Source organism: Mariniflexile sp. AS56, from assembly GCF_030552475.1.
In the GTDB taxonomy this organism is placed as follows: domain Bacteria; phylum Bacteroidota; class Bacteroidia; order Flavobacteriales; family Flavobacteriaceae; genus Mariniflexile.
Genome location: NZ_JAUPED010000009.1, coordinates 167891 through 192346 on the forward strand (window position 1 = coordinate 167891; position 24456 = coordinate 192346).

General features: G+C 35.0%; 23 protein-coding genes, 1 pseudogene and 1 riboswitch. Of the genes and pseudogenes, 19 read left to right on the top strand and 5 right to left on the bottom strand.

Annotation, left to right across the window (positions count from 1 at the left end; all coding sequences use genetic code 11):
* The first annotated feature begins 9 nt into the window (after positions 1 to 9).
* The 12 genes from cobA (at position 10) to Q5N74_RS12625 (ending at position 11761) form a co-directional block, all read left to right on the top strand.
* Positions 10 to 774 carry a uroporphyrinogen-III C-methyltransferase gene (gene cobA, locus Q5N74_RS12570; RefSeq protein WP_304389197.1) on the top strand — a complete coding sequence of 255 codons (765 nt, stop codon included), beginning with the start codon at positions 10 to 12 and terminating at the stop codon, positions 772 to 774.
* Entirely contained in the window at positions 771 to 1412 is a 642-nt protein-coding gene (locus Q5N74_RS12575) for a bifunctional precorrin-2 dehydrogenase/sirohydrochlorin ferrochelatase (RefSeq protein ID WP_304389198.1), read from the top strand. The genes cobA and Q5N74_RS12575 overlap by 4 nt, the downstream gene beginning before the upstream one ends.
* A 13-nt stretch (positions 1413 to 1425) precedes the next feature.
* Positions 1426 to 2478 (top strand): NAD(P)/FAD-dependent oxidoreductase, encoded by a 1053-nt coding sequence (locus Q5N74_RS12580; protein WP_304389200.1) that lies wholly within the window; start codon positions 1426 to 1428, stop codon positions 2476 to 2478.
* 88 nt (positions 2479 to 2566) lie between these two features.
* The gene (gene epsC / locus Q5N74_RS12585) at positions 2567 to 3337 is read left to right on the top strand and encodes a serine O-acetyltransferase EpsC (RefSeq protein ID WP_304389201.1); all 771 of its coding nucleotides are present in this window, start codon (positions 2567 to 2569) and stop codon (positions 3335 to 3337) included.
* The gene (gene cysM, locus Q5N74_RS12590; protein WP_304389202.1) at positions 3324 to 4214 is read left to right on the top strand and encodes a cysteine synthase CysM; all 891 of its coding nucleotides are present in this window, start codon (positions 3324 to 3326) and stop codon (positions 4212 to 4214) included. The genes epsC and cysM overlap by 14 nt, the downstream gene beginning before the upstream one ends.
* 95 nt (positions 4215 to 4309) lie before the next feature.
* Positions 4310 to 4423: riboswitch (SAM riboswitch) on the top strand.
* Between the two features lie 51 nt (positions 4424 to 4474).
* Positions 4475 to 5476: a homocysteine S-methyltransferase family protein gene (locus tag Q5N74_RS12595; protein WP_304389203.1), complete on the top strand. Its 1002-nt coding sequence runs from the start codon at positions 4475 to 4477 to the stop codon at positions 5474 to 5476.
* 29 nt (positions 5477 to 5505) lie between these two features.
* The gene (locus Q5N74_RS12600) at positions 5506 to 5787 is read left to right on the top strand and encodes an antibiotic biosynthesis monooxygenase (RefSeq protein ID WP_304389204.1); all 282 of its coding nucleotides are present in this window, start codon (positions 5506 to 5508) and stop codon (positions 5785 to 5787) included.
* Positions 5787 to 8462, top strand: a complete 2676-nt coding sequence (metH, locus tag Q5N74_RS12605) for a methionine synthase (RefSeq protein WP_304389205.1) — start codon at positions 5787 to 5789, stop codon at positions 8460 to 8462. The genes Q5N74_RS12600 and metH overlap by 1 nt, the downstream gene beginning before the upstream one ends.
* A gap of 78 nt (positions 8463 to 8540) precedes the next feature.
* The gene (locus tag Q5N74_RS12610; protein ID WP_304389206.1) at positions 8541 to 8780 is read left to right on the top strand and encodes a hypothetical protein; all 240 of its coding nucleotides are present in this window, start codon (positions 8541 to 8543) and stop codon (positions 8778 to 8780) included.
* Positions 8781 to 8920: 140 nt separating this feature from the next.
* On the top strand, positions 8921 to 9877 hold the full coding sequence (gene metF, locus Q5N74_RS12615) for a methylenetetrahydrofolate reductase [NAD(P)H] (RefSeq protein ID WP_304389207.1): 957 nt from the start codon (positions 8921 to 8923) through the stop codon (positions 9875 to 9877).
* Positions 9878 to 9912: 35 nt separating this feature from the next.
* Positions 9913 to 11013, top strand: a complete 1101-nt coding sequence (locus tag Q5N74_RS12620; protein WP_304389208.1) for an acyloxyacyl hydrolase — start codon at positions 9913 to 9915, stop codon at positions 11011 to 11013.
* A 1-nt stretch (position 11014) separates the two neighbouring features.
* Complete coding sequence (locus Q5N74_RS12625) at positions 11015 to 11761, top strand: head GIN domain-containing protein (protein ID WP_304389209.1); 747 nt, start codon at positions 11015 to 11017, stop codon at positions 11759 to 11761.
* Here the strand turns inward: Q5N74_RS12625 and Q5N74_RS12630 are convergent.
* The 4 genes from Q5N74_RS12630 to gldA form a co-directional block, all read right to left on the bottom strand.
* Positions 11747 to 12934, bottom strand: a complete 1188-nt coding sequence (locus Q5N74_RS12630) for an acetate/propionate family kinase (protein WP_304389210.1) — start codon at positions 12932 to 12934, stop codon at positions 11747 to 11749. The two genes, Q5N74_RS12625 and Q5N74_RS12630, sit on opposite strands and share 15 nt — an antisense overlap.
* Before the next feature lie 2 nt (positions 12935 to 12936).
* Positions 12937 to 15027 carry a phosphate acetyltransferase gene (pta, locus tag Q5N74_RS12635; RefSeq protein WP_304389211.1) on the bottom strand — a complete coding sequence of 697 codons (2091 nt, stop codon included), beginning with the start codon at positions 15025 to 15027 and terminating at the stop codon, positions 12937 to 12939.
* 261 nt (positions 15028 to 15288) lie between these two features.
* Positions 15289 to 16230 carry a hypothetical protein gene (locus tag Q5N74_RS12640; RefSeq protein ID WP_304389212.1) on the bottom strand — a complete coding sequence of 314 codons (942 nt, stop codon included), beginning with the start codon at positions 16228 to 16230 and terminating at the stop codon, positions 15289 to 15291.
* A 40-nt stretch (positions 16231 to 16270) separates the two neighbouring features.
* Positions 16271 to 17167 carry a gliding motility-associated ABC transporter ATP-binding subunit GldA gene (gene gldA, locus Q5N74_RS12645; RefSeq protein ID WP_304389213.1) on the bottom strand — a complete coding sequence of 299 codons (897 nt, stop codon included), beginning with the start codon at positions 17165 to 17167 and terminating at the stop codon, positions 16271 to 16273.
* A 284-nt stretch (positions 17168 to 17451) separates the two neighbouring features.
* On the opposite strand from gldA, the gene Q5N74_RS12650 reads away from it, so the two are divergent.
* The 4 genes from Q5N74_RS12650 to Q5N74_RS12665 all read left to right on the top strand — a co-directional run bounded on the left by Q5N74_RS12650 (position 17452) and on the right by Q5N74_RS12665 (position 21651).
* Complete coding sequence (locus Q5N74_RS12650) at positions 17452 to 18279, top strand: prephenate dehydratase (protein WP_304389215.1); 828 nt, start codon at positions 17452 to 17454, stop codon at positions 18277 to 18279.
* The gene (locus tag Q5N74_RS12655) at positions 18276 to 19421 is read left to right on the top strand and encodes a pyridoxal phosphate-dependent aminotransferase (RefSeq protein WP_304389216.1); all 1146 of its coding nucleotides are present in this window, start codon (positions 18276 to 18278) and stop codon (positions 19419 to 19421) included. The genes Q5N74_RS12650 and Q5N74_RS12655 overlap by 4 nt, the downstream gene beginning before the upstream one ends.
* A gap of 76 nt (positions 19422 to 19497) precedes the next feature.
* On the top strand, positions 19498 to 20349 hold the full coding sequence (locus tag Q5N74_RS12660; RefSeq protein ID WP_304389217.1) for a prephenate dehydrogenase: 852 nt from the start codon (positions 19498 to 19500) through the stop codon (positions 20347 to 20349).
* Between the two features lie 219 nt (positions 20350 to 20568).
* Positions 20569 to 21651 carry a bifunctional 3-deoxy-7-phosphoheptulonate synthase/chorismate mutase type II gene (locus Q5N74_RS12665; RefSeq protein WP_304389218.1) on the top strand — a complete coding sequence of 361 codons (1083 nt, stop codon included), beginning with the start codon at positions 20569 to 20571 and terminating at the stop codon, positions 21649 to 21651.
* Between the two features lie 44 nt (positions 21652 to 21695).
* Here Q5N74_RS12665 and Q5N74_RS12670 read toward each other — a convergent pair whose 3' ends face one another.
* Positions 21696 to 22346: a hypothetical protein gene (locus Q5N74_RS12670; protein ID WP_304389219.1), complete on the bottom strand. Its 651-nt coding sequence runs from the start codon at positions 22344 to 22346 to the stop codon at positions 21696 to 21698.
* 87 nt (positions 22347 to 22433) lie between these two features.
* Between Q5N74_RS12670 and rsgA the strand changes: the two genes are divergently transcribed.
* The 3 genes and pseudogenes from rsgA (at position 22434) to Q5N74_RS12685 (ending at position 24423) form a co-directional block, all read left to right on the top strand.
* Entirely contained in the window at positions 22434 to 23384 is a 951-nt protein-coding gene (gene rsgA, locus Q5N74_RS12675) for a ribosome small subunit-dependent GTPase A (RefSeq protein WP_304389220.1), read from the top strand.
* Positions 23385 to 23435: 51 nt separating this feature from the next.
* The gene (gene dtd / locus Q5N74_RS12680) at positions 23436 to 23888 is read left to right on the top strand and encodes a D-aminoacyl-tRNA deacylase (protein WP_304389221.1); all 453 of its coding nucleotides are present in this window, start codon (positions 23436 to 23438) and stop codon (positions 23886 to 23888) included.
* Positions 23888 to 24423, top strand: a pseudogene (locus tag Q5N74_RS12685) (metal-dependent hydrolase). Before dtd ends, Q5N74_RS12685 begins: the two are co-directional and overlap by 1 nt.
* Positions 24424 to 24456: the final 33 nt, after the last annotated feature.

The window sequence follows — 24456 nt, forward strand, 5'->3', positions numbered from 1 at the left end:
ATAAAAAGAATGAGTTCGATAACCCCAAGATTAACGGTAGTAGGTGCAGGTCCAGGCGATGTGGAATTAATTACCCTAAAAGGAATTAAGGCCATTGAAGCGGCAGATGTGATTTTGTACGATGCGCTTATAAACGAAGAACTTCTTAAATATGCTTCGCAAGATGCAGAGCTTATTTTTGTGGGGAAACGCAAAGGGTGTTACGCTTTTCAGCAAGAACAAATTAACGAACTTATTGTAACGAAAGCCAAAGAAAAAGGTCACGTAGTACGTTTAAAAGGCGGTGACCCTTTTATTTTTGGAAGAGGTGCCGAAGAGATTGATTATGTTAGAACCTTTGGTTTAGAAACCTTTGTTGTGCCGGGTATTTCATCATCTATTGCAGTACCAGCATATCAAGGTATTCCGTTAACAAAACGTGGTGCTTCAGAAAGTTTCTGGGTTATAACAGGAACCACAAAAGCACATCAATTATCGGGCGATGTTGCCATTGCCGCAAAATCATCAGCAACGGTTGTTATTTTGATGGGCATGGGAAAATTGGATGAAATTGTTCGAATTTTTTCAGCAGAAAACAAACAAGACACCCCTATAGCGATTATTCAAGAAGGCACTACCGAAAACGAAAAGTTTGGTTTTGGTACCATTAGCACCATAAAAAAGGTGGTTGAAGAAAAGCAATTATCAAACCCAGCAATTATTGTTATAGGCGAAGTGGTAAAAGAACGTGTTCAATTAACAAGTATTTATAAAGAAGTAGCCAATAATAAATGAAAACAGAACACGTGAATGTTGGTGAATTAAAGAAGGTGTCTTCGTTAGCAGATGCAGGGGAAAGAAATAACCTATACCCTGTTTTTTTAAAGCTGAAAAGTCTTAACGTACTTATTGTAGGTGGAGGTCATGTGGCTGAAGAAAAATTGACTTTTTTGTTAAAGTCAAGCCCAGATGCTAAAGTGACTATGGTATCGCCCATGTTTAGAGAAGCAACTATAGCTTTGGCAAAAATAGGTGATGTTAAGTTGGTGAAAAGGCGTTATAGTAAACGTTATTTAAAAGGAAAGCATATCGTGATAGCAACTACCGATGTGCCTAAAGTGAACGTAAAAGTGCATAAGCATTGTCGTAAGCGTAGCATTTTAGTAAATGTGGCAGATAACCCACCGTATTGCGATTTTTATATGGGTGGCATCGTAACTAAAGGTCATGTTAAGGTAGCTATTTCGACCAACGGAAAGTCGCCAACAACGGCCAAACGTTTACGTCAATTTTTTGAGGATGTTATTCCTGAAAATGTAGACGATTTGGTTAAGAATTTAAACGAATATAGAAAAACAATAAAAGGTGATTTTGAACAAAAAGTGGAAACACTTAACGAATTCACTAAAGGATTAATTGAGAAAAAAGAGTAAAAAGAGTCTTAAAATGATTAAAACAGATATACTTATAATAGGGGCTGGACCAACAGGATTATTTACAGTTTTTGAAGCTGGATTGTTAAAACTTAAATGCCATTTAATTGATGCGTTGCCACAACCGGGTGGACAATGTTCAGAAATTTATCCTAAAAAACCTATATACGATATTCCAGGATTTCCAGAAATATTAGCAGGTGATTTAACAAAGAACTTGGTAGAGCAAGGGAAACAATTTGAACCTGGGTTTACCTTAGGTGAGCGTGCCGAAACTATTGATAAATTGGAAGATGGAACTTTTATTGTTACAACCAATAAAGGAACAAAACACCATGCGCCTGTAGTAGCTATTGCTGGTGGTTTGGGTTCTTTCGAACCAAGAAAACCAGGATTAGACAACCTAGATATTTATGAAGATAATGGGTTAGAATATTTCATTAAAGACCCAGAAGTATACAGAGATAAGCGTGTCGTGATTTCTGGTGGAGGAGATTCTGCTTTAGATTGGAGTATCTTTTTAGCTGATGTTGCTTCAGAAGTCACTTTAATTCACAGAAGAAACGAATTTAGAGGCGCTTTAGATTCTGTTGAAAAAGTAAGTGAGTTGAAAAACTTAGGGAAAATCAATTTAATAACACCTGCTGAAGTTACAGAACTACATGGTGATGGTAAAATTGAAGCCCTTACAGTGAGTAAAGATGGTGAAGAGTTCCGTTTAGAGACTGATCACTTTATTCCATTATTCGGTTTGTCTCCAAAATTAGGACCTATCGGAAGCTGGGGACTTGATATCGAGAAGAATGCTATAAAAGTTGATAATTCATTAAATTATCAAACAAATATACCAGGTATATTTGCCATTGGTGATGTGAATACTTATCCTGAAAAATTAAAGTTAATTCTTTGTGGGTTCCACGAAGCAACTTTAATGTGTCAAGCAGCTTACAGAATTATCAATCCAGGTAAGAAGTATGTGTTAAAATATACAACAGTAAGTGGTATTGATGGTTTTGATGGGTCTCGTAAAGAAGCGCCTAAAGCAGTGGTACAATCCATTCAATAAATAGATTAAATATTTTACTTAAGTTTTCTAAATGTTGTAAATTTCAGGATTAAAAAACGACAACTATTAGATAATCTAAATTTTTGATATGGAGCCTTGCAATGAATTGAATAATAAATTAACTCATAAAAAATATAACATTCGTTTAAAAGATGTAGTTAAATCTTTTACGAAAGATTTATTTTATTATTTGTTTGATGCACATGATGATGAATTAAAATGCCTCGAAAAAACATTTTTAAAAATAGCAGATAATTTTAAAATCGAGAATGGTGACGAAGTTTGGAATACCTTCCAAGGTAAGTTTCAATCTATTCGAGAAAAATTAGATTTAGATGCTGTTGCAGTCGTGAATTTTGACCCTGCAACTAAAAGTTTAGAAGAGGTTTATTTAGCGTGTCCTGGCTTTTATGCCATTTCAATTTATCGTCTAAGCCATGAATTGTATGTTCAAAATGTGCCCATTATTCCTAGAATGATGAGTGAGTATGTGCATGGTATTACAGGTATCGATATACATCCGGGTGCTACTATTGGCGATTCCTTTTTTGTAGATCATGGTACAGGTATTGTTATTGGTGAAACGTCCATTATAAAAAACAATGTAAAAATTTTCCAAGGGGTTACTTTGGGGGGGATTCAAGTTAAAAAGAGCTTAGAGTCTACCAAGCGTCACCCAACTATTGAAGATAATGTGACTATTTACGCCAACGCAACCATTTTAGGTGGCGATATTGTAATTGGTGCAAATAGTACGATAGGTGCGAATGTTTGGATTACCGAATCGGTTCCAGAAAATTCTTTAGTAACCTATCAAACAGAAATAAAAATCAGACCCAAAAAGAATGGCATCCGTTAAAGGTATTTTAGATCAAATAGGCAACACACCACTTGTAGAGGCAAGTCATCTTATTTCAAAAAAAGGCGTTAAGCTGTATTTAAAACTTGAGGGTGATAACCCTGGCGGAAGTGTTAAAGACCGTGCTGCTTTTAATATGATTAATGAAGCCATAAAACGTGGTGATATTAAAAAAGGTGGGTATTTGGTAGAAGCAACCAGTGGAAACACAGGTATTGCCTTAGCATTTATTGCAAACTTATTTGGCTTGAATATGGTATTAATCATGCCAGAGAATTCTACTGAAGAACGTGTTAAAACCATGCGTGCTTATGGTGCTGAGGTTATTTTAACTCCTGCAGATGTAGGAATTGAAGGTTCTAGAGATTTAGCTTTTAAATTGAGAGATGAAAAAGGTTATTTTTTATTGAATCAATTTGAAAATGATGATAACTGGAAAGCACATTACAAAGCAACAGGTCCAGAAATTTGGAATGATACCAATGGTGAAATTACACATTTCGTGTCTGCCATGGGTACAACAGGAACCATAACAGGTGTTTCTACATATTTAAAAGAAAAAAATAAAAACATTACCATTGTTGGTGCACAACCAGAAGATGGTGCTAGAATACCAGGTATTCGAAAATGGTCACCAGACTATGTGCCTAAATTTTTCGACCGTTCTCGAGTAGATGTCGTTGTTGATGTTAGCGAACAAGATGCTAAAATAACAACACAACGCTTAGCTAAAGAAGAAGGCGTATTTGCAGGAATGAGCAGTGGTGGTTCTGTGTATTGTGCATTAAAAATCGCAGAAACGCTTGATGAAGGTGTTATTGTTGCCATTATTTGCGACAGAGGTGATAGGTATTTATCCTCCACTTTATTTGAATAATTTATTTGAAACCAAGCAGGTCTCAAAAAGGAATTAAATAGGATAACAAAAATATAGTTAGTATTTTTGCATACTAGTTCATAAACGTATTAATAGTGTTATCAAGAAAGGTTGAGGGACTAGACCCGTTGAAACCTTGGCAACCTCCCGAATTTCGGGAAAGGTGCTACCTTCTACTAGTATTTTAAGGAATATTGGAAAGATAACGAAAAGTGTTTCTTTTACTTTTCTTGATGACATACAGATATAAAAATATCAACATGTCAAATATACATAAAGCTTTGCAAGACCGTATTTTAGTGCTAGATGGCGCTATGGGGACCATGCTTCAGCAATATAAATTTAATGAGGAAGATTTTAGAGGCGAACGCTTTAAAGATTATCCAACACCATTACAAGGGAATAACGACTTGTTATCACTTACCCAACCCGAAGCTATTAAAACCATTCACGGAAAATATTTTGAAGCTGGTGCAGATATTGTTGAAACCAATACCTTCTCGGGCACAACTATTGCTATGGCCGATTACCAGATGGAAGATTTAGTGTATGAACTAAATTACGAATCTGCTAAAATAGCCAAAGAAGTTGCTGATGAGTTCACAAAACGCGAACCAAATAAACCACGTTTTGTAGCAGGTTCTATTGGGCCAACAAACCGTACAGCAAGCATGTCGCCCGATGTGAATGACCCTGGTTATAGAGCCGTAACTTTTGATGAGTTGCGTATCGCCTACAAACAACAAGTGGAAGCTTTGTTGGATGGTGGTGCCGATTTACTTTTAGTTGAAACCGTGTTCGATACCCTAAACGCAAAAGCAGCCCTATTTGCTATTGAAGAAGTTAAGGAAGAACGCAACATCGATGTGCCAATCATGTTAAGTGGTACGATTACAGATGCTTCTGGTAGAACCTTGTCAGGACAAACAGCTGAAGCTTTTCTAATTTCTGTATCCCATATTCCTTTATTATCTATTGGATTTAACTGTGCTTTAGGTGCTAATTTATTACAACCGCATTTAGAAGCTATTGCTAATAAAACTGATTTTGCTATTTCTGCACATCCCAATGCCGGCTTACCAAATGCTTTTGGAGAATATGACGAAACTGCTGAGGAAATGGGCGAACAAATTGAAGAATATTTAAAAAAGGATTTAATTAATATTATTGGAGGTTGTTGTGGTACCACTCCAGAGCATATTAGAACGATTGCAGATATAGCTGCTAAATATAAACCTCGTCCTCATGCTGAACTTGTGTGAGCATTAGACTAGGTCTATATAGATGAATTATGATTTTAGAAATAGCAACACTAACTATAAAAAAAGGACTTTCTTCAGATTTTGAAAAAAGTTTTCAAGAAGCTCAGAAGATTATTTCTTCAATGAAAGGTTATATCTCTCATGAATTAAAGAAATGTATTGAGAAGAACGATAAGTATATCTTGTTAGTGAATTGGGAAACAGTAGAAGATCACGAAATCGGATTTAGAAAATCAGAAGAATATCAAGAATGGAAAAAATTATTACATCATTTTTATGAACCATTCCCAATAGTAGAGCATTATAAATAATGAAGAATATCCAAAAAAAATACATGCGCTTGTCAGGATTAGAACCTCTAATCCTAAACGAAAACAGTAATTTTATTAATATTGGTGAACGTACCAATGTAGCAGGTTCACGAAAGTTTTTAAGACTTATTAAAGACGAACAATTTGATGAAGCCTTAGCTATTGCACGTCATCAAGTTGATGGAGGCGCACAAATTATCGACATTAATATGGACGACGGCCTTATAGACGGGAAAGAGTCTATGGTGCGTTTTCTAAATTTAATAGCAGCCGAACCCGATATTTCCAGAGTGCCTATCATGATTGATAGTTCCAAATGGGAAATTATCGAAGCTGGTTTAAAAGTTGTGCAAGGTAAATGCGTGGTGAATTCTATTTCCTTAAAAGAAGGGGAAGAGAAATTTATTTGGGAAGCAAAACAAATAAAACGTTATGGAGCTGCCGTGGTTATTATGGCGTTCGATGAAGTAGGACAAGCCGATAATTATGATAGACGTCTTGAAATTTGTAAACGTTCGTATGATGTTTTAGTAAACAAAGTAGGTTTTCCTTCTGAAGATATTATTTTCGATTTAAACATATTTCCTGTAGCAACAGGAATGGATGAACATAAAAGAAACGCTATCGATTTTATTGAAGCCACACGTTGGGTTCGTGAAAACTTGCCAAATGTAAGTGTGAGTGGTGGTGTAAGTAACGTCTCGTTTTCGTTTAGAGGAAATGATGGAGTTCGTGAAGCGATGCACTCGGTGTTTTTATATTACGCGATTCAAGCGGGTATGAATATGGGTATTGTGAATCCAGCCCTTTTAGAGATTTATGACGATATTCCAAAGGATTTATTAGAGCATGTTGAAGATGTTATTTTAGATAGACGTGATGATGCTACCGAACGTTTATTAGACTTTGCAGAAACCGTTAAAGGTTCTAAAGTTGAAAAAGGAGTCGATTTATCTTGGCGAGAAAACTCCATTCAAGATCGTATTACACATGCCTTAGTAAAAGGTATTGATGCTTTTATTATTGAAGATGTGGAAGCAGCCAGATTACAAGCCGAAAAACCCATTGATGTTATTGAAGGTAATTTAATGATTGGAATGAACGTGGTGGGCGATTTGTTTGGTGCAGGAAAAATGTTCTTGCCACAGGTTGTGAAATCGGCACGTGTTATGAAAAAAGCGGTTGGTTATTTAAATCCGTTTATTGAAGCTGAAAAAGGCGAGTTTCAACAAGCCATAGGTAAGGTATTAATGGCCACCGTAAAAGGCGATGTGCATGATATTGGTAAAAATATTGTGAGTGTGGTACTGGCTTGTAATAATTATGAAATAGTCGATTTAGGGGTTATGGTACCACCTGAAAAAATTATAGCAGAAGCAAAAGCACATAATGTAGATGTTATTGGCTTATCTGGACTTATTACGCCGTCGCTAGACGAAATGGTGTATTTAGCAAAGGAAATGGAGCGTCAAAACTTCAGTTTGCCTTTACTTATTGGAGGGGCAACAACATCGAAGGCACATACCGCTGTAAAAATTGATCCGCAGTATAAAAATGCCGTGGTTCATGTGAATGATGCATCTAGAGCAGTAACCGTTGTGGGCGATTTACTGAACAAGAAAACAGCGAACGCGTATGTCGCTAATTTGAAAAAAGATTACGATGAATTCAGAACTAAGTTTTTAAAACGTGGTAAAGAGAAATCGTATATTTCTATAAATCAAGCTAGAAAAAGAAAGTTTAAAATAAATTGGGAAACTTCTCAAATTGCAAAACCAAACGAACTAGGTGTTCAAGTTTTAAAGCAATTAAGCTTAAAAGAATTAGAGCCTTTTATAGATTGGAGCCCGTTTTTTAGAAGTTGGGATTTACATGGTAAATTCCCCGATATTTTAACCGATAAGGTTGTTGGTGAACAAGCAACCATAATGTATCATGAAGCCCAAGCTATGATTAAAGAAATTATAGCGAAGCAATTATTAAAACCAAGGGCTGTTTTTGGGTTGTTTGAAGCAAATGCCATACATGATGATGATATTTCCGTTCAGAAAAAAGGAAAAGAAATAGCTGTTTTTAGAACCTTGCGTCAGCAATTAAGTAAAAGAGAAGGGATTCCGAATATTGCTTTAGCCGATTTTATTGCGCCTAAAGACAGCGGAAAAACCGATTATATGGGAGCCTTTTGTGTTGCTATTTTTGGTGCACAAGAACTAGCTGATAGTTATAAAGCCAAAGAAGATGACTATAACGCGATTATGGCACAAGCCATTGCCGATAGGTTTGCAGAAGCTTTAGCCGAGTATTTACATAAACAAGTGAGAACAAAACACTGGGGTTATACTACAGATGAAAACTTAACTAACGACGATTTAATTAAAGAAAGTTATAAGGGGATTCGTCCAGCACCAGGGTATCCAGCATGTCCAGACCATTTAGAAAAAGAAACTATTTGGGAGTTGTTGGAGGTTGAAAAGTTAATAGGAGTTACCTTAACTGAAAGTTTAGCCATGTGGCCAGCTGCAGCGGTTTCAGGATATTATTTTGGAAACCCAGAAGCAAAGTATTTTGGCTTAGGAAAAATAACAGACGATCAAGTAACCGATTATTCGGTGCGTAAAGGCATCACCAAAGAAAAGGCAAGAAAATGGTTGCATCCTACTATTGCTGAAGAGTAAATAGCGGTATTACGAGTAGGACAGCGAAGTAGAGTAGATTACTTCACTAAGTTTACAATAGAGATAATAAAATTTTAAATGAAAGATAGCTTTATAGAATTATCATTAGGTAGTTACATTATTTCTCACGGTTACGGTACGAAACAAAAAGAGGTGATGGAGCATATTCCTTCGGAACATTTCGCGAAGAAATTAATAGCGGTTTCTAGAATAAAATCGGTTAGTGAAAAGTATATTTTGACCGATTATGTTGATGGTAGATGGATTTATTGGGAATATGAAGAGGATTATGAAGACGTTAAAAAGTTATTGCTTTAATTTGCGTTAGCGATTGTAGTGGAAAGCCCGCAGCGAGGCACGAGCGAGGACTTGAAACGTAAAGCGCGACCCTTGTGGTAACGCCCAAAATAAAATAAGAATTTAGAAATTAAAAGTCCCCTTTAGGGATTTAGTGGAACATGAAAGTAACAGATCACATAAAAAAAGCTAACGGCAAAACATTATTTTCTTTTGAAGTGGTACCACCTCAAAAAGGTAAAAATATTCAGGATTTATATAATAATATCGATCCATTAATGGAGTTCAACCCACCATTTATTGATGTAACAACGTCTCGAGAAGAGTATATTTATGTTGATAAAGGCAACGGGCTTTTAGATAAACGTATTACACGTTTGCGCCCTGGAACTGTTGGAATTTGTGCGTCTATTATGCATAAATATAATGTAGATGCCATTCCGCATTTGTTATGTGGTGGTTTTACAAAGGAAGAAACAGAGTATGTTTTAGTTGATTGTCATTATTTAGGTATAGACAATGTCGTAGCATTACGTGGTGATTCTAGAAAAGATGAGTCTTATTTTACCCCAACCGAAGGCGGAAATGCTTTCGCAAGTGAGTTGGTGCAACAAATTAGCGATTTAAATAAAGGTAAGTATTTACACGACGAGATTATAGTTGAGCATAATTATGACTTTTGTGTTGGTGTGGCTGGTTACCCTGAAAAGCATATGGAAGCGCCTTCGTTTAACACCGATTTAAAGCGCCTAAAAGCAAAGGTAGATGCAGGGGCAGACTATGTAGTAACGCAAATGTTTTTTGATAATAAAAAATATTTCGATTTTGTAGAAAAAGCCCGATCCATTGGTATTACGGTGCCTATTATTCCAGGTATTAAGCCTCTTGCAGTGAAACGTCATTTACAAGTATTACCACAAGTTTTTAAAATAGATTTACCAGAAGATCTTATCGATGCGGTGGAGGCTTGTAAGGATAACAAGGCAGTGAGACAGGTAGGTATTGAGTTTGCCATTCAGCAATCTAAAGAATTAAAAGCTGCAGGCGTGCCGTTTTTACATTATTACTCTATGGGTAAAAGCGATAATATAAAAGCGATAGCATCGGAGTTGTTCTAAGGAAACCACTACTTTTGCGCAACAGCAAATTTTTAATGAAACCATTTTTAACCTACACTTTTTTAGTTGTTACTTTTTTTGTTTTTTCACAAGATAAAGAACACACATCTTACATTGATGTGAATTATTTTAAAGGGAATGTTGCAGAACATAATAATGATGTGCTGCATTTAATTAACGGGCACCCTGAAGGTGTTATTTTAAGTTGGAACAAGAAAACCTATGGGTTTAACGCTTGGGAACAACGTTTTAATTATCCCGACTACGGTATTAGTTTCGCTTATCAAAACCTGAAAAACGACGTTTTAGGCAATAATGCCTCCTTATATGCGCATTATAATTTCTATTTTTTGAATCGGAATTTAATGTTTAGAATTGGCCAAGGTATTGGTTATGCGCCCAATCCTTATGATAAAGAAACCAATTATAGAAATATTGCATTTGGTTCTCATTTATTAAGTAGCACCATGATGATGCTTAATTATAAGAAAGAGCGTATTATAGATAAATGGGGTGTGCAAGCAGGTTTTTCATTGATTCATTATTCCAATGCCAATGTGAAAGCGCCAAACGCTAGTATTAATACCTTAGCATTTAATTTAGGGGTAACTTATAATTTAGATGCTGAAGCCCCCGAATTTATTACCACTATTGCCGATGGTGAAAAAGAAAAATTCACACAACCCATAAAATACAATCTTGTTTTTAGAGGAGGCGTAAATGAAAGTGATGTGGTTGGTAGCGGGCAATTTCCGTTTTATATATTTTCAGCATATGCAGATAAGCGTATTAATGTAAAAAGCGCACTTCAATTTGGAACTGATGTGTTCTTTTCAAACTTTTTAAAGGAATATATTTATTATAAAAGTGTCTCGTTTCCTGAGGAGGATGTTTCGGGAGATGAAGATTATAAACGCGTGGGTGTTTTTGTTGGGCATGAGTTGTTTGTAAACAAAACCACTATTGAAACCCAATTAGGTTATTATGTTTATTATCCATTCGATTTTGAAGGCAGAATGTATGCCAGAATTGGTTTGAAGCGTTATATAAACGATACATGGTTTGCTGCGATTAGTTTAAAAACGCATGGCGCCAAAGCAGAAGCGGTTGAATTAGGAATAGGTGTACGGTTGTAAAATGAAAAAACTAATATATATAATAGTGTCTGTTTTAGTATTGTCGTGTAACAGTGAAACGGCAGGCGATTGTTTCCAAACTACTGGAGCCATTGTACAACAAGAATTAAGTGTTTCTAGCTTTGATAAGATATTGGTGAATAGAGATATTGAGCTAATTGTTAAGCAAGGCAGCGAGCAAAAGGTACTTGTTGAAACGGGTGGCAATTTATTAAACGATGTGGAAGCTATTGTTGTAGATGGACAACTGATTCTTATAGATAATAATACGTGCAATTATGTACGTGGTTATGGCGTAACCAAAGTGTATGTTACCTCGCCTAATATTACAGAAATTAGAAGTTCTACGCAATATGAGGTGCGTTCTGAAGGGATTCTTAGGTACCCAACTTTAACTGTTTTGGCAGAAGATTACAGTCTGCCCGATTCGTTTGTTAGTGGGGAGTTTGTGTTGCAAATTGATAATGATGCTTTTAATTTAGGGTTCAACAACTTGTCTAATTGTTATATCTCCGGAAAGACTAATAATCTCAATATTACATTTGCATCAGGTACGTCGCGTTTTGAAGGTGCTGATTTAATAGCTCAAAATGTAGTCTTATGGAATCGAGGGGCTAATGATATGATTGTAAACCCTCAAGTATCTATTAAAGGACTCATTTCAGGGACTGGTAATGTTATTTCGAAAACAAAACCAGCCGTTGTAGAGGTTGAAGAAGTATATAGAGGCCGCTTAATTTTTAATTAACTCGACCGACTGCTTTGCAATTTCAAGTTCTTCATTCGTGGGAACTACCAAAATTTGAGTTTTAGAGGCGTCTGTATTGATGGCTCGAATGGTTCTTAAATCTGAATTATTTTTTTCAGCATCTAAATTAATGCCTAAAAAGTCTAGATTTTCACAAACCAGTTTTCGCATCACTTTACAGTTTTCACCAATACCCGCAGTAAATACAATCGCATCCAAACCGTTTAAAGCGGCCGCATAACTTCCAATGTATTTTTTAATACGGTAGGCATTCATTTCTAGAGCCAAGATGCATTCTTTATTACCACGTTCAGCCATGGTTTCAATGTCTCGTAAATCGCTATAACCAGTAAGCCCTAACATGCCACTTTTTTTATTTAAAAGCGCATTGATATCTTTTAGGTTGTATTTTAGTTTGTCTTTTAAATGAAAAATGATGGAAGGGTCGATGTCGCCAGAGCGTGTTCCCATAATTAAACCATCTAAAGGAGAAAAACCCATGGAGTGATCGATGCTTTTTCTGTTTTTAATGGCCGTCATGCTACACCCATTTCCTAAGTGAATGGTGATGATTTTGGATTCTTTTTTACCTAAAAATTCAATGGCTTTTTCTGAAACATATTTATGACTTGTTCCGTGAAAACCATATAAACGAATGTGATGTTCGCTTAAAAATTCGTTAGGTATGGCATATTTATAAGCTACTTCAGGAATGGATTGAAGAAAAGCGGTATCAAACACAGCTACCTGTTTGGCATTAGGAAAAATATCTTCGGCAACTGTAATACCTTCTAAATTGGCAGGATTATGTAAGGGCGCTAAAGAGGATAATGCTTTTATTTTCTCTTTAACGATTGGCGTAATTTCAGTGGTATTACTAAAATGAATACCGCCGTGTACTACCCGGTGGCCTACAATGGCGACATCTTCAGGCGATTTTAAAACGCCTATCTTTTTATCTAAAAGGTGTTGTGCTACCAATTTTAATCCCGTTTTATGGTTTAAAATTTTAGATTCTAATTCAATAGAATCCTTATCAGTTTTAAATTTAAAAATAGCATCATTAAAACCAATACGGTCCACAATTCCAGAACATACAATCGTTTCTTGAGGCATTGAAAATAACTGAAACTTTAGGGAAGAACTCCCGGAATTTAATATTAATACTTGCATATTTAGTTTTCTTGGGCTTGTATGGCGGTTATAATTACGGTGCTATAAATATCATCTACGGTGCAACCTCTACTTAGGTCGTTTACGGGTTTGTTTAAACCTTGTAATACAGGACCAATGGCTAGGGCGCCTGTTTCGCGTTGCACAGCCTTATAGGTATTGTTCCCAGTGTTTAAATCTGGAAAAATAAGTACGCTGGCACGACCTGCAACTTCAGAGTCTGGTAATTTGGTTTGTCCAATTCGCATATCAACAGCAGCATCATATTGAATAGGGCCTTCTATTTTTAACGTGGGTGCTTCTATTTTAACAATTTCAGTCGCTTCTCTTACTTTTTCAACATCGGCGCCTTTTCCAGATGCTCCCGATGAGTAGGACAACATGGCGACTTTGGGTTCAATACCAAAATCTTTAGCGGTTTGTGCTGATGAAATGGCGATTTCTGCTAATTCCTTAGCATTGGGATTTGGGTTAATGGCACAATCGCCAAAAACAGAAATCCTATCTTCTAAACACATAAAGAAAATAGACGACACAATATTTACACCTGGTTTTGTTTTTATAAACTGTAAAGCAGGACGTAAGGTGTGTTGTGTGGTGTGTACTGCGCCAGACACCATACCGTCGGCATGCCCTTTGTAAATCATCATGGTGCCAAAATACGATACATCGGCCATGGCATCTCGAGCCATTTCTAAATTAACGTTTTTATGTTTTCTAAGTTCGTAGAAGGTGTTTACGTAATCATCAAAATAGGGTGATTTTGTAGGAGATACAATGTTTATAGCATTCAAATCTAAAGAGATATCTAGTTTTTCAATACGCTCTTTAATTAAGTCTTCGTCACCAATAAGTGTTAATTCTACAACTTGTGCATTTATTAATCGTGCTGTAGCTTCTAAAACTCGTTCGTCCGAACCTTCCGGTAACACAATGTGTTTTTTGTTTTTTAATGCCCTTTGCAATAAATTATATTGAAACATCCTTGGGGTGAATATCCCAGATTCAAAGGTTATTAATTTTTCAGCAAGCTTATCGGTATCCACATGTTTTTCAAAAGTAGAAATAGAGGTGGTTATTTTTTCATCATTTTCAGCGTATATTTTAGATTTAATACCGCCAATTTTATTCGTTACCAAATAGGTGCCGTCTTTCACGCTTATTATGGGCACCACGCTAGAAAGACCTTCAATAAGCTTTAAAATTGGGGCTTCCGGAATAAGGCCGCCAGTTAAAATGATACCCGAAATTTTAGGGTAGTTTTTAGAAATATTGGCTTGTAAGGCTCCTAAAATAATATCGGCTCTATCGCCAGGTGTAATTACTAAAGCATTTTCTTTTAAATGTGTGAGGTAATTACGTAATTGCATGGCTCCCACACTAAAACTGTCAATAAGATTGTTTAGCATGTCTTTGCCAAAAAGTACTTTACCATCAAGCGATTTTACAACCTCTTTAACCGTAGGACTCGCTAGGTTATTAATTTTTGGAATAACCGTAATATCTGTATCTATATGAATGCGTTTTTGTAATAACTCTTTTAAGGTTGAAACCTCATTGGAGTCTACCTTATTAGTCATTATTGAAAGCACGTCCACTGAACTTCTAAAGGTGTCATAGGCCAATTGAACGCTGTCAACAATTTCCTTGTTTTCTTTTTTATCGCCTTGCATCACGATAATAACAGGTAGGCTTAAGTTTTTTGAAATTAAGATATTTAAATCGAGTTCAATACTAGAGTTTTCATGCGAAAAATCGGTTCCTTCAACTAAAACAAAATCAAAATGAGTTTCAAGGTGCTTGTATTTTTTGATTATTTCGTCTAGCACTTCGCCAGATTTTCCTTGGTTGTATAAATCTAGAACCTCATTTCTAGTAAATGCATAGGTTTTTTTGTAGTTGATATCAATCTCAAAATGCGAAAGCACGGTGCTAATATGGTTGTCCATTTCACCAGCATCTAAATCTTCAATTATAGGTCTGAAATACCCAACTTTGGCTGTTTTACCTAAAAGCATACGCATTAAACCCAAAACAACAACAGATTTTCCGCTGTTAGGTTCTATAGTGGCTACATAAATTCCTTTGCTCATCTTGTTTTTTTGTAGAGTTATAAAGATAATTGTTACGCGCTTTCAAACATAATAATTATGTTTATTTTATTGTTAAAAGTGGTGTTGCAAAGGTAATACTAGTACTTTTAAGTAAAGATGATATTAGTCATTATTCTAATATAAAGATTGGCTTTTTTAGCTTTTAGAATGATGGCGTTAATTCCTAAAAGGAATTCTTAATTATAATTTAGAGGGTGGAATGATATATGCTATTGTGAAATTATTTCCCCAAATTATTTGTTATAAACAGCTGCAGCCAAATAGGTCAATTTCTTCATACCATAAATATACTGGTTCATTATTTTCATTAATATAAATCAATGCTCTAGAAGGTGTGTCTAGTTCGTTATTAATAGGGAAGGAGTCTGCATATACAAAATACAAGTTGTTAGTGCCCTTTATTTTAGCAAATGATTTTTGAAGGTTTAAATTGGTTGGACAATCGAAACATTCGTTTTTATAATCATTTAGTATATGTAAATCTACTTGGGGGTTGTTTTCAAAAATTAAATCAATTAAAAAAGGGCTACTGAATAGTAGTTTGTCGTTTTTAGAAAAAGTTGTTGTGTCAATGGAGTATTCAAAATATTCTAAACATTCATCTACATAAGCACCTAATTCCATTATTTGGGTTGATCCAACTTTGTTTGTAGTATAATAATATGTTTTAGGTTTGGCACTTGTGTTAAGTATTGAATTTAGGAGTATGGGGTAAAACTTAATTTTCCCGAAATGTTCCATCGTGTTTTTCGGTACTGTATCATGCTTTTTAATCAAGTCCATTTCCTTTGAAACTGGGATGAACTTATTTTCTATAAGGTTGTATTTAGGAAAAGTCAATATTCCAATTTCAGTATTAGAGAGCCTGAAAATTGGGGAAAGAACTTGTTTAAATGCATAATCGTTTTGTTTTTCAGATTTTAAGGCATTCAAAAAAATCAAGTTGTTTACGGTTAACTTGTTTTTAGATATTATTTGATTAATATATTCAGTCTTTAAACTGTCATTTTTATATCTGTTTTTCCAATATTCTTCGCAATCAGACATTGGTTGTTCTGATATGTTTTCTGTATTTGGATTGTTAGCACTGATATGTGCTTCTTGAAACGTTTTTTCTTTATCTTGATTTTTACAAGAGTTTAAAGCTAATAGGCTGAATACTATTAATAGTTTGTATTTCATTTCAAAGCCATATAAATAAATTTATAAACTACAATTAACACTACTTCGAAGTCATCTCTCTAAAAAGCGATTCTAAACTTGCGTTTTTTTGGTTGAGTTGTAAAATTTTTAATTGGTTGTCATGGGCAAAATCAAATACATGCGAGCGCATGTCTTCCGAAGTTGAAAAAGTGATTTCATAAACAAAATCATGGGTATTTACAACTGTTTTTACTTTTGGTAATTTTAATAAAAAGGCGTCTTCAACTCGGTAATCGAACTCCACAATAACTATTTGTTCTTTGCTTTCACGTAAGTCGTTAAGTTTTTTGTCGGCGACAATTTCACCTTTATTAATTATAATAACGCGGTCGCACATGGCTTCTACTTCCTGCATAATGTGTGTAGAAAGAAAAACGGTTTTAGTTTTACCTATAGATTTTATAAGGTTTCTAATTTCTACCAGTTGGTTAGGGTCTAAACCAGTGGTGGGTTCATCCAAAATTAAAACATCGGGGTTGTGCAATAGGGCATTGGCTAAACCAACACGCTGGCGGTATCCTTTAGAGAGTTGCCCGATTTTTTTATGAGCTTCTGGGGTTAAACCCGTAAGTTCTATGACCTCGTCAATACGTTCCTTATTAATTTTATAGATGCTAGCGTTAAAAGCTAAATACTCCTTAATATACATGTCTAAATACAAGGGGTTGTGTTCTGGCAAATAACCCACACTTTGTTGTACTTGTTGTTTATGGGAGGTAACATCAAATCCATTTACGGTAGCAGAGCCTTCATTAGCATCTAGGTAAGTGGTTAAAATTTTCATCATAGTAGACTTTCCTGCGCCATTAGGACCTAAAAAACCTACGATTTCTGGCTTTTCAACTTTAAAGGAGATGTTATTCAATGCTTTTTGGCTTCCGTAAAGTTTCGAAATGCCTTCTACCTGTATTGACATATTTAAAATTATTTGTTCAAAAATAATGATTATCTAATGTAATGTGAGTTTTGCTGTAAAATATTTAAAAGTTTTGATAAATATCAAAAAAAGGTTTTATGCTGTTTTGATTTCCTAAATAATTAATTACTTTAGCATCATAATTATGAAGACAACAGTAGGTTATACATATTTTAGCGGATTTTATTTTTTCTTTAGCAGAAAGAACGAGACGTTGTATGTATAATTTATAAACATAAATTTTAATACTAAGTCTCGATGAAAATCGGGACTTTTTTTTGTATATGATAAACACAGTGGCCATACAAGGCGTAAAAGGATCTTTTCATCATATTGTGTCACAGCAATTTTTTGATAAGCCTGTTGATGCTATAGAATGTTTAACATTCGACCAAGTAGTCGATTCTTTAATTACTAAAGAGTGCGATGCTGCTATTATGGCTTTAGAGAATTCTATCGCTGGGTCTATCATTCCTAATTATGCTTTAATTAATAAATTTGGGTTGCATATTGTTGGTGAACATTATTTAGATATTCAGCACAATTTAATGGCACTACCTAATCAGAGTATTAAAGAAATTAAGGAAGTGTATTCGCACCCTATGGCATTATTGCAGTGTGTGGAGTTTTTTAAATTACATCCACATATTAAATTGGTAGAAGATAAAGATACTGCCGAGGTTGCACAACGTATACAAGAAAAACAACTTAAAGGGGTAGGTGCTATTGCGAGTGCTATGGCTGCCGAAATTTTTGAGTTGGATATTTTAGCAAAAAGTATTCAAACTATAAAACATAACGAAACCCGTTTTGTAATAGTGAAGCGTACCAATTCTGAAGTGCCAGAGATGCAAATTAATAAAGCATCGGTTCGCTTTGAGGCAGACCACAAACGAGGTAGTTTAGCGGCTATTTTAAATGTGATGAGCGATTGTAAAATGAGTTTAACTAAAATACAATCTCTTCCAATTGTGGAAACTCCTTGGAAATATGCCTTTTTTGTAGATGTTACTTTTGAAAAGTATGACGATTTTAAAAAAGCAAAATCGATTATAGAAATTATGGCACAAAGTTTTAAAGTTTTGGGTGAGTATAAAAATGCAAAGTTATGATTGAGGCAGCTAACAGATTAAACACCGTTGAAGAGTACTACTTCTCAAAAAAATTGAGAGAAGTGAACTTGCTTATTGCCAGTGGCAAGCCTATTATCAATTTAGGTATTGGTAGCCCAGATATGCAACCACCACAAAAAGTGATAGATGCTTTAAATGAAGGTTTTGCAAACCCAAGTGCGCATAAATACCAAAGTTACCAAGGGTTGCCAGAGTTAAGAGAAGCTATTGCCGATTTTTATAAAGCGCATTTTTCGGTAAACTTAAGTCCGTCTACAGAAATCTTGCCGTTAATGGGAAGTAAGGAAGGGATTATGCACATTTCTATGGCATATCTTAATGAAGGTGATGAGGTTTTGATACCAAATCCAGGGTATCCAACATACGCGTCGGTAACCAAGTTAGTTGGCGCTAATGCTGTTTTTTATGAATTAGATGAAGCTACAAATTGGTTGCCAGATTTTGATGCTTTAGAAAAATTAGATTTAAGTAAAGTAAAAATAATGTGGGTTAATTACCCGCACATGCCAACAGGTGCACAACCAAGCAAATCCTTGTTTGAGGATTTAGTGGCCTTTGGTAAAAAACATAATATTTTAATTGTTAACGACAATCCGTACAGTTTTGTTTTAAACGATTCATATAGAAGTATTTTAGAAGTTGAAGGTGCAAAAGAGGTTTGTTTAGAATTGAATTCGTTAAGCAAAACTTTTAATATGGCAGGATGGCGTGTAGGTATGGTTGTTGGCGATAACAAACATATTAACAACATATTAAAGGTGAAAAGTAATATGGATTCTGGAATGTTTTATGGCATACAAAAAGGTGCTATTGAAGCTTTAAAGTGTTCGAACATGTGGTTTGTGACCTTAAATAATGTGTACAAACAACGAAGAGATTTAGTTTGGAAATTGGCCGAAGCTCTAAATTGCACGTATGATAAAAATGCGACCGGATTATTTGTTTGGGCTAAGTTGCCACCTTTTATAAATTCGGAAGAATTTATAGATATGGTGCTTAAAAACAACCACATATTCATAACACCAGGAACTATTTTTGGTAGTAAAGGTGAAGGGTATATTCGGTTTTCGTTATGTGCTTCTACCGAGGTTTTAGAAGAGGCTATTGCAAGAATGAAATAAGTTTACAGTTGCTGTAAGCAAAAGAAATAACTAGTAATTAAAAAAGCTTGCTTCTTTGGAGTGGGTTGAAAGAGGAATGAAAAATATATATATTATAGGCGTAGGTTTAATAGGCGGAAGTCTTGCTATCGATATTAAAAGGAAATACCCCGATGTGGTAATTCACGGTATCAGTAGAAAAGAAACGACGCTAGACGAAGCTTTGGCTCTTAATTTAATTGATAAAAAGGCTACTTTAGATGATATAGTTCATGCCGATTTAGTGATTATTTCTATTCCTGTGGATGCTACTGTGAAATTATTACCAACTATTTTAGATAAAATATCGGATACTGGTTTGGTGGTAGATGCGGGTTCTACGAAAGTAGATATTTGTAAAGTGGTTGAAAACCACCCAAGACGAAGAAATTTTTTAGCAATGCATCCTATTGCAGGAACCGAACATTCGGGACCTAGTGCTGCTATTCCTGATTTGTTTGTGGGGAAAACGAATATTATTTGTGAAGTTGAAAAAACAACATTCAAACTTCAGGAAAAAGCATTAGACTTATTCAAATCTATTGGTATGCGTATTCGTTATATGAATCCGGAGGCGCATGATAAGCACATTGCTTATGTATCGCATTTATCGCATATCAGTTCGTTTATGTTAGGGAAAACGGTGATTGATAAAGAGAAAAATGAACGCGATATTTTTGATATGGCGGGCAGCGGATTTGCATCGACGGTGCGTTTGGCTAAAAGTTCGCCAGAAATGTGGACGCCTATTTTTAAACAGAATAAACAAAATGTTATAGAAACATTGGAGGAATACATCACGAACCTAACTCATTTTAAAGACCTAATGAAAGGGGACGATTTTGATGCTATTTTTAATGAAATGAAAGAAACCAACCATATAAAAGATATTTTAAACGGTATTATTTAAAGTATCCAAAAATGGTTAAAGCTGGAAAGTTAGCTGTACCCCCGCGTTAGGGATTGCAGCGGAAAGCCCACAGCGACGCAGGAGCGCGGACTTGTAGCGAAAAGCCCGACCCTTAGGGTAACGCCCAAATAAAATGTAAACGAGTAAATATTAATTATAAAAAATTATTTCGAAACATGTGAGTTTCACATCAAGTAGATTTAAAGTAAATCAAAGAAAATGGAAAACAAAAAAGAAATGAGAACGTGGTTGGATGACTTAAATTTAAGTCACCCACTGGTAATTGCAGGACCTTGTAGTGCTGAAACAGAAGAGCAAGTATTAAGAATAGCGCACGAGCTAAAAGATACAGATGTAAGTTATTTTAGAGCAGGTATTTGGAAACCAAGAACACGTCCAGGAATGTTTGAAGGTGTTGGAGCATTAGGTTTAAAATGGTTGCAAAAAGTAAAGGCAGAAACAGGTATGAAAATTTGTACTGAAGTTGCAAATGCTGCCCATGTAAAGTTAGCTTTAGAGCATGATGTCGATTTATTATGGATTGGTGCACGTTCTACAGTAAGCCCATTCATTATGCAAGAAATTGCAGATGCGTTACAAGGCACAGATAAGCCTGTTTTAATTAAAAACCCAGTAAATCCAGATTTAGCTTTATGGTTAGGTGGAATTGAAAGAATTTACAAAGCGGGTGTTAAAAACATTGGAGCGATTCATAGAGGGTTTTCAACGTATGAAAAAACAAAATACAGAAACAATCCAGAATGGCAATTAGCTATTGAGTTTCAAAACAAATATCCAGATATCCCATTAATAAACGACCCATCGCATATTACTGGAAAACGTGATATGATTTTTGATGTATCTCAAGCGGCTTTAGATTTGAATTTTGACGGATTAATGATTGAAACTCATTACGACCCTGAAAATGCATGGAGTGATGCTGCGCAACAAGTAACGCCAGCAAGCTTAGTTCAAATTATGAAAGATTTGAAAATAAGAAAAGAAAGCGATCCAGAAGCTGATTATAATAAAGAACTTAATAATTTAAGAGCACAGATTGATGTGGTTGATAATCAAATTATCGAATTATTAGGAAAACGTATGAAATCTGCCGATGGTATTGGAGCACTTAAAAAACAGAAAAACGTTGCCGTTTTACAAAGCAAACGTTGGAATGAGATTTTAGGTAATATGGTTATTGAGGGAGAAACTCAAGGCTTAAGTGAAGAGTTCATTTTAAAAATGTTTAAAGCAATTCACCAAGAATCAATTAATCACCAAGAGAAGGTAATTAACGGTTAATACTAAATAGAAAAACGCCTCACAATTGTGAGGCGTTTTTGTTTTTAATCGTTTTTTGTGTAAGCTAATCTTCGAGATGCTTTTCGCATTAAGGTGTTTATTAAATCGTCTGGGCTACTGCCAATACTACCTCTTACTTTTTTGTTATAATTCCATAGTAAAACGCCGTCTTCAGCATTGTGAACGCTCATATTTATTAGTGCGTTATTTGTGCTTCCCCAGAAGCCTACAAGAACGCCTAATGCAATAGAAGCACCATCAGACATTGGTTTGTCTGTTTCAAATTCACCAGTAATAACAGCATCCACTTTTAATAAGATGGCTAATTCTTGAGGTGTTAAATCGGTTATATTATCATAACTAATGTTATTTCTTTTTAATAATGCCGTAGTGGTTTTTGGATCTTGAACTTCAAGAGTTTGTAATTTACCGCGTTTCTTTCTTTTTAAAAACCAAGAATACATGGCGGTTTGAATGCCTTCACCTTCGGCTTTTTCTAATTTGTATAGTTGTTCGGTAGTCATGTCCTTCATTTGTTTAGGTCTAAGTTTTACCTGAGTTTTAAAGGGGACTACTGCAATGATTTTGTGCGTTTTTGAAATGTCATCGAAATTAGGGTTTTCATACAAATTGGTTTGTGCTGAAACAGTGTGAGCAACTGCTAAAAGCAAAAAAGAAACTAGAATTTTTTTCATTTGGTTGTTGATTTTTGAATTATGTGCGTAATATACACTTTTTGTTAAATTGAAAAGTTGTTAATTTGTAAAGTTTAAAATAATTGAATGACAGGACTCGTTTATAAATCTACAGGAAGCTGGTACACCGTGAAAACCGAATTAGGTGATACTTACGAATGCCGTATAAAAGGTAAATTTCGTTTAAAAGGAATTAAAAGTACCAATCCCATTTCGGTTGGTGATATTGTAGATTTTGAATTAGAAACCGATAACAATCAAGATTCGGGTGTGATTCATAAAATACATGATAGAACAAATTATATTGTTCGTAAATCTGTAAATCTATCCAAGCAAACACATATTATTGCCTCTAATATTGATCAGGTGTTTTTAATGATTACCATTAATAATCCACCAACTTTAACCAGTTTTATCGATCGTTTTTTAGTGACATCCAATGCGTACTCCATTAAAACGGTTTTACTATTTAATAAAGTTGATACCTATGATAAGGAAACCCTTGATGAGGTTCGTTACTTAGCACATGTGTATCGAAAAATTGGGTACGAGTGTATTGGTGTATCATCTGTAACTGGTAAAAATGTTGATAAGGTAAAAGCCTTAATGCACAATAAAGTGAGTATGTTTTCGGGTCATTCCGGTGTTGGTAAATCGACACTTGTAAATTTGATTGAACCCGATTTGAATATTAAAACCAAAGAAATTTCAACCTTACACATGCAAGGGCAGCATACAACCACCTTTGCCGAAATGTTCGACCTTAGCTTTGGCGGCCAAATTATCGATACTCCAGGAATTAAAGGTTTTGGCGTGGTAGATATGGATAAGGAAGAGATAGGTGATTATTTCCCAGAAATATTCAAACTTAAACAAGACTGCAAGTTCAACAACTGCCTACATATTAAAGAACCGAATTGCGCTGTAAAACAAGCCTTAGATAAAGATGAAATTTCTTTTTCGCGTTACCGTAGTTATCTTCAAATTGTAGAAGGTGAAGATGAGCATTACAGAACGGATAATTGGGAAAACCAGTAAAATATAGTATTCAGTCGTGGTTTGCAGAGAATTGGAAAGAGTTAGTAAAAAATGAAAGTAGTTATTCAAAGAGTGTCAAAAGCAAGCGTTACTATTGAAGGTGAAAAAGTGGCGTCTATTTCTAACGGACTTTTAGTACTTTTAGGTATTGTAAATGATGATACGCAGGAAGATATTAAATGGCTGTCCAACAAAATTGTAAACCTTCGTGTCTTTGGTGATGTTGATGGTGTTATGAATAAGTCACTGTTAGATAGTAATGGCGATGTGATAGCTGTAAGTCAATTTACGCTGCATGCAGCGACTAAAAAGGGTAACCGCCCCAGTTATATAAAAGCAGCAAAACCAGATGTTGCGATTCCCTTATACAAAGCTTTTGTGAAACAAGTAGAGACTGATTTGGGTAAGTCCATTCAAACAGGTGAATTTGGAGCGGACATGAAAGTAGAACTGCTTAATGATGGGCCTGTAACCATTATCATAGATTCCAAAAACAAAGAATAGTGGCGTCTCTTTTTGGTCATAGCATTGTTGGTTTTACCTTAACAAAAGTTATTGACACAACACATACAAAATGGTTGCTTGTAGCGGCTATCTTTTCAACTATTTTACCAGATTTTGATGTAGTAAGTTTCCAATTAGAAATTCCATATTTACACCCATTAGGACATCGAGGGTTTACACATTCTATTGTATTTGCTCTTTTGTGGGCGTTTTTTTAATGTTCACGCTAGGGAAGAAACGTAAACTTATTTGGTTTCTGGTCATTCTTTTCTCAACATTATCACATGGTATTTTGGATGCGATGACTTCCGGAGGTAAAGGTGTTGGTTTTTTTATTCCTTTTGATAATAATCGTTTTTTCTTTCCTTTTAGAGACATTAAAGTGTCGCCTATTGGTGTTGAAAGGTTTTTTTCTGAACGCGGTATTCAAGTACTTTTAAGCGAATTCAAGTATATTTTTATCCCATGTTTTATTGTTTTGGGAGTAAGAGGTTTAGTTTTTAAACTAAAAGATAGGTATTACAACGAAATGTGATTTTTCTTATCTAATTAATTCCTGTATTATTTT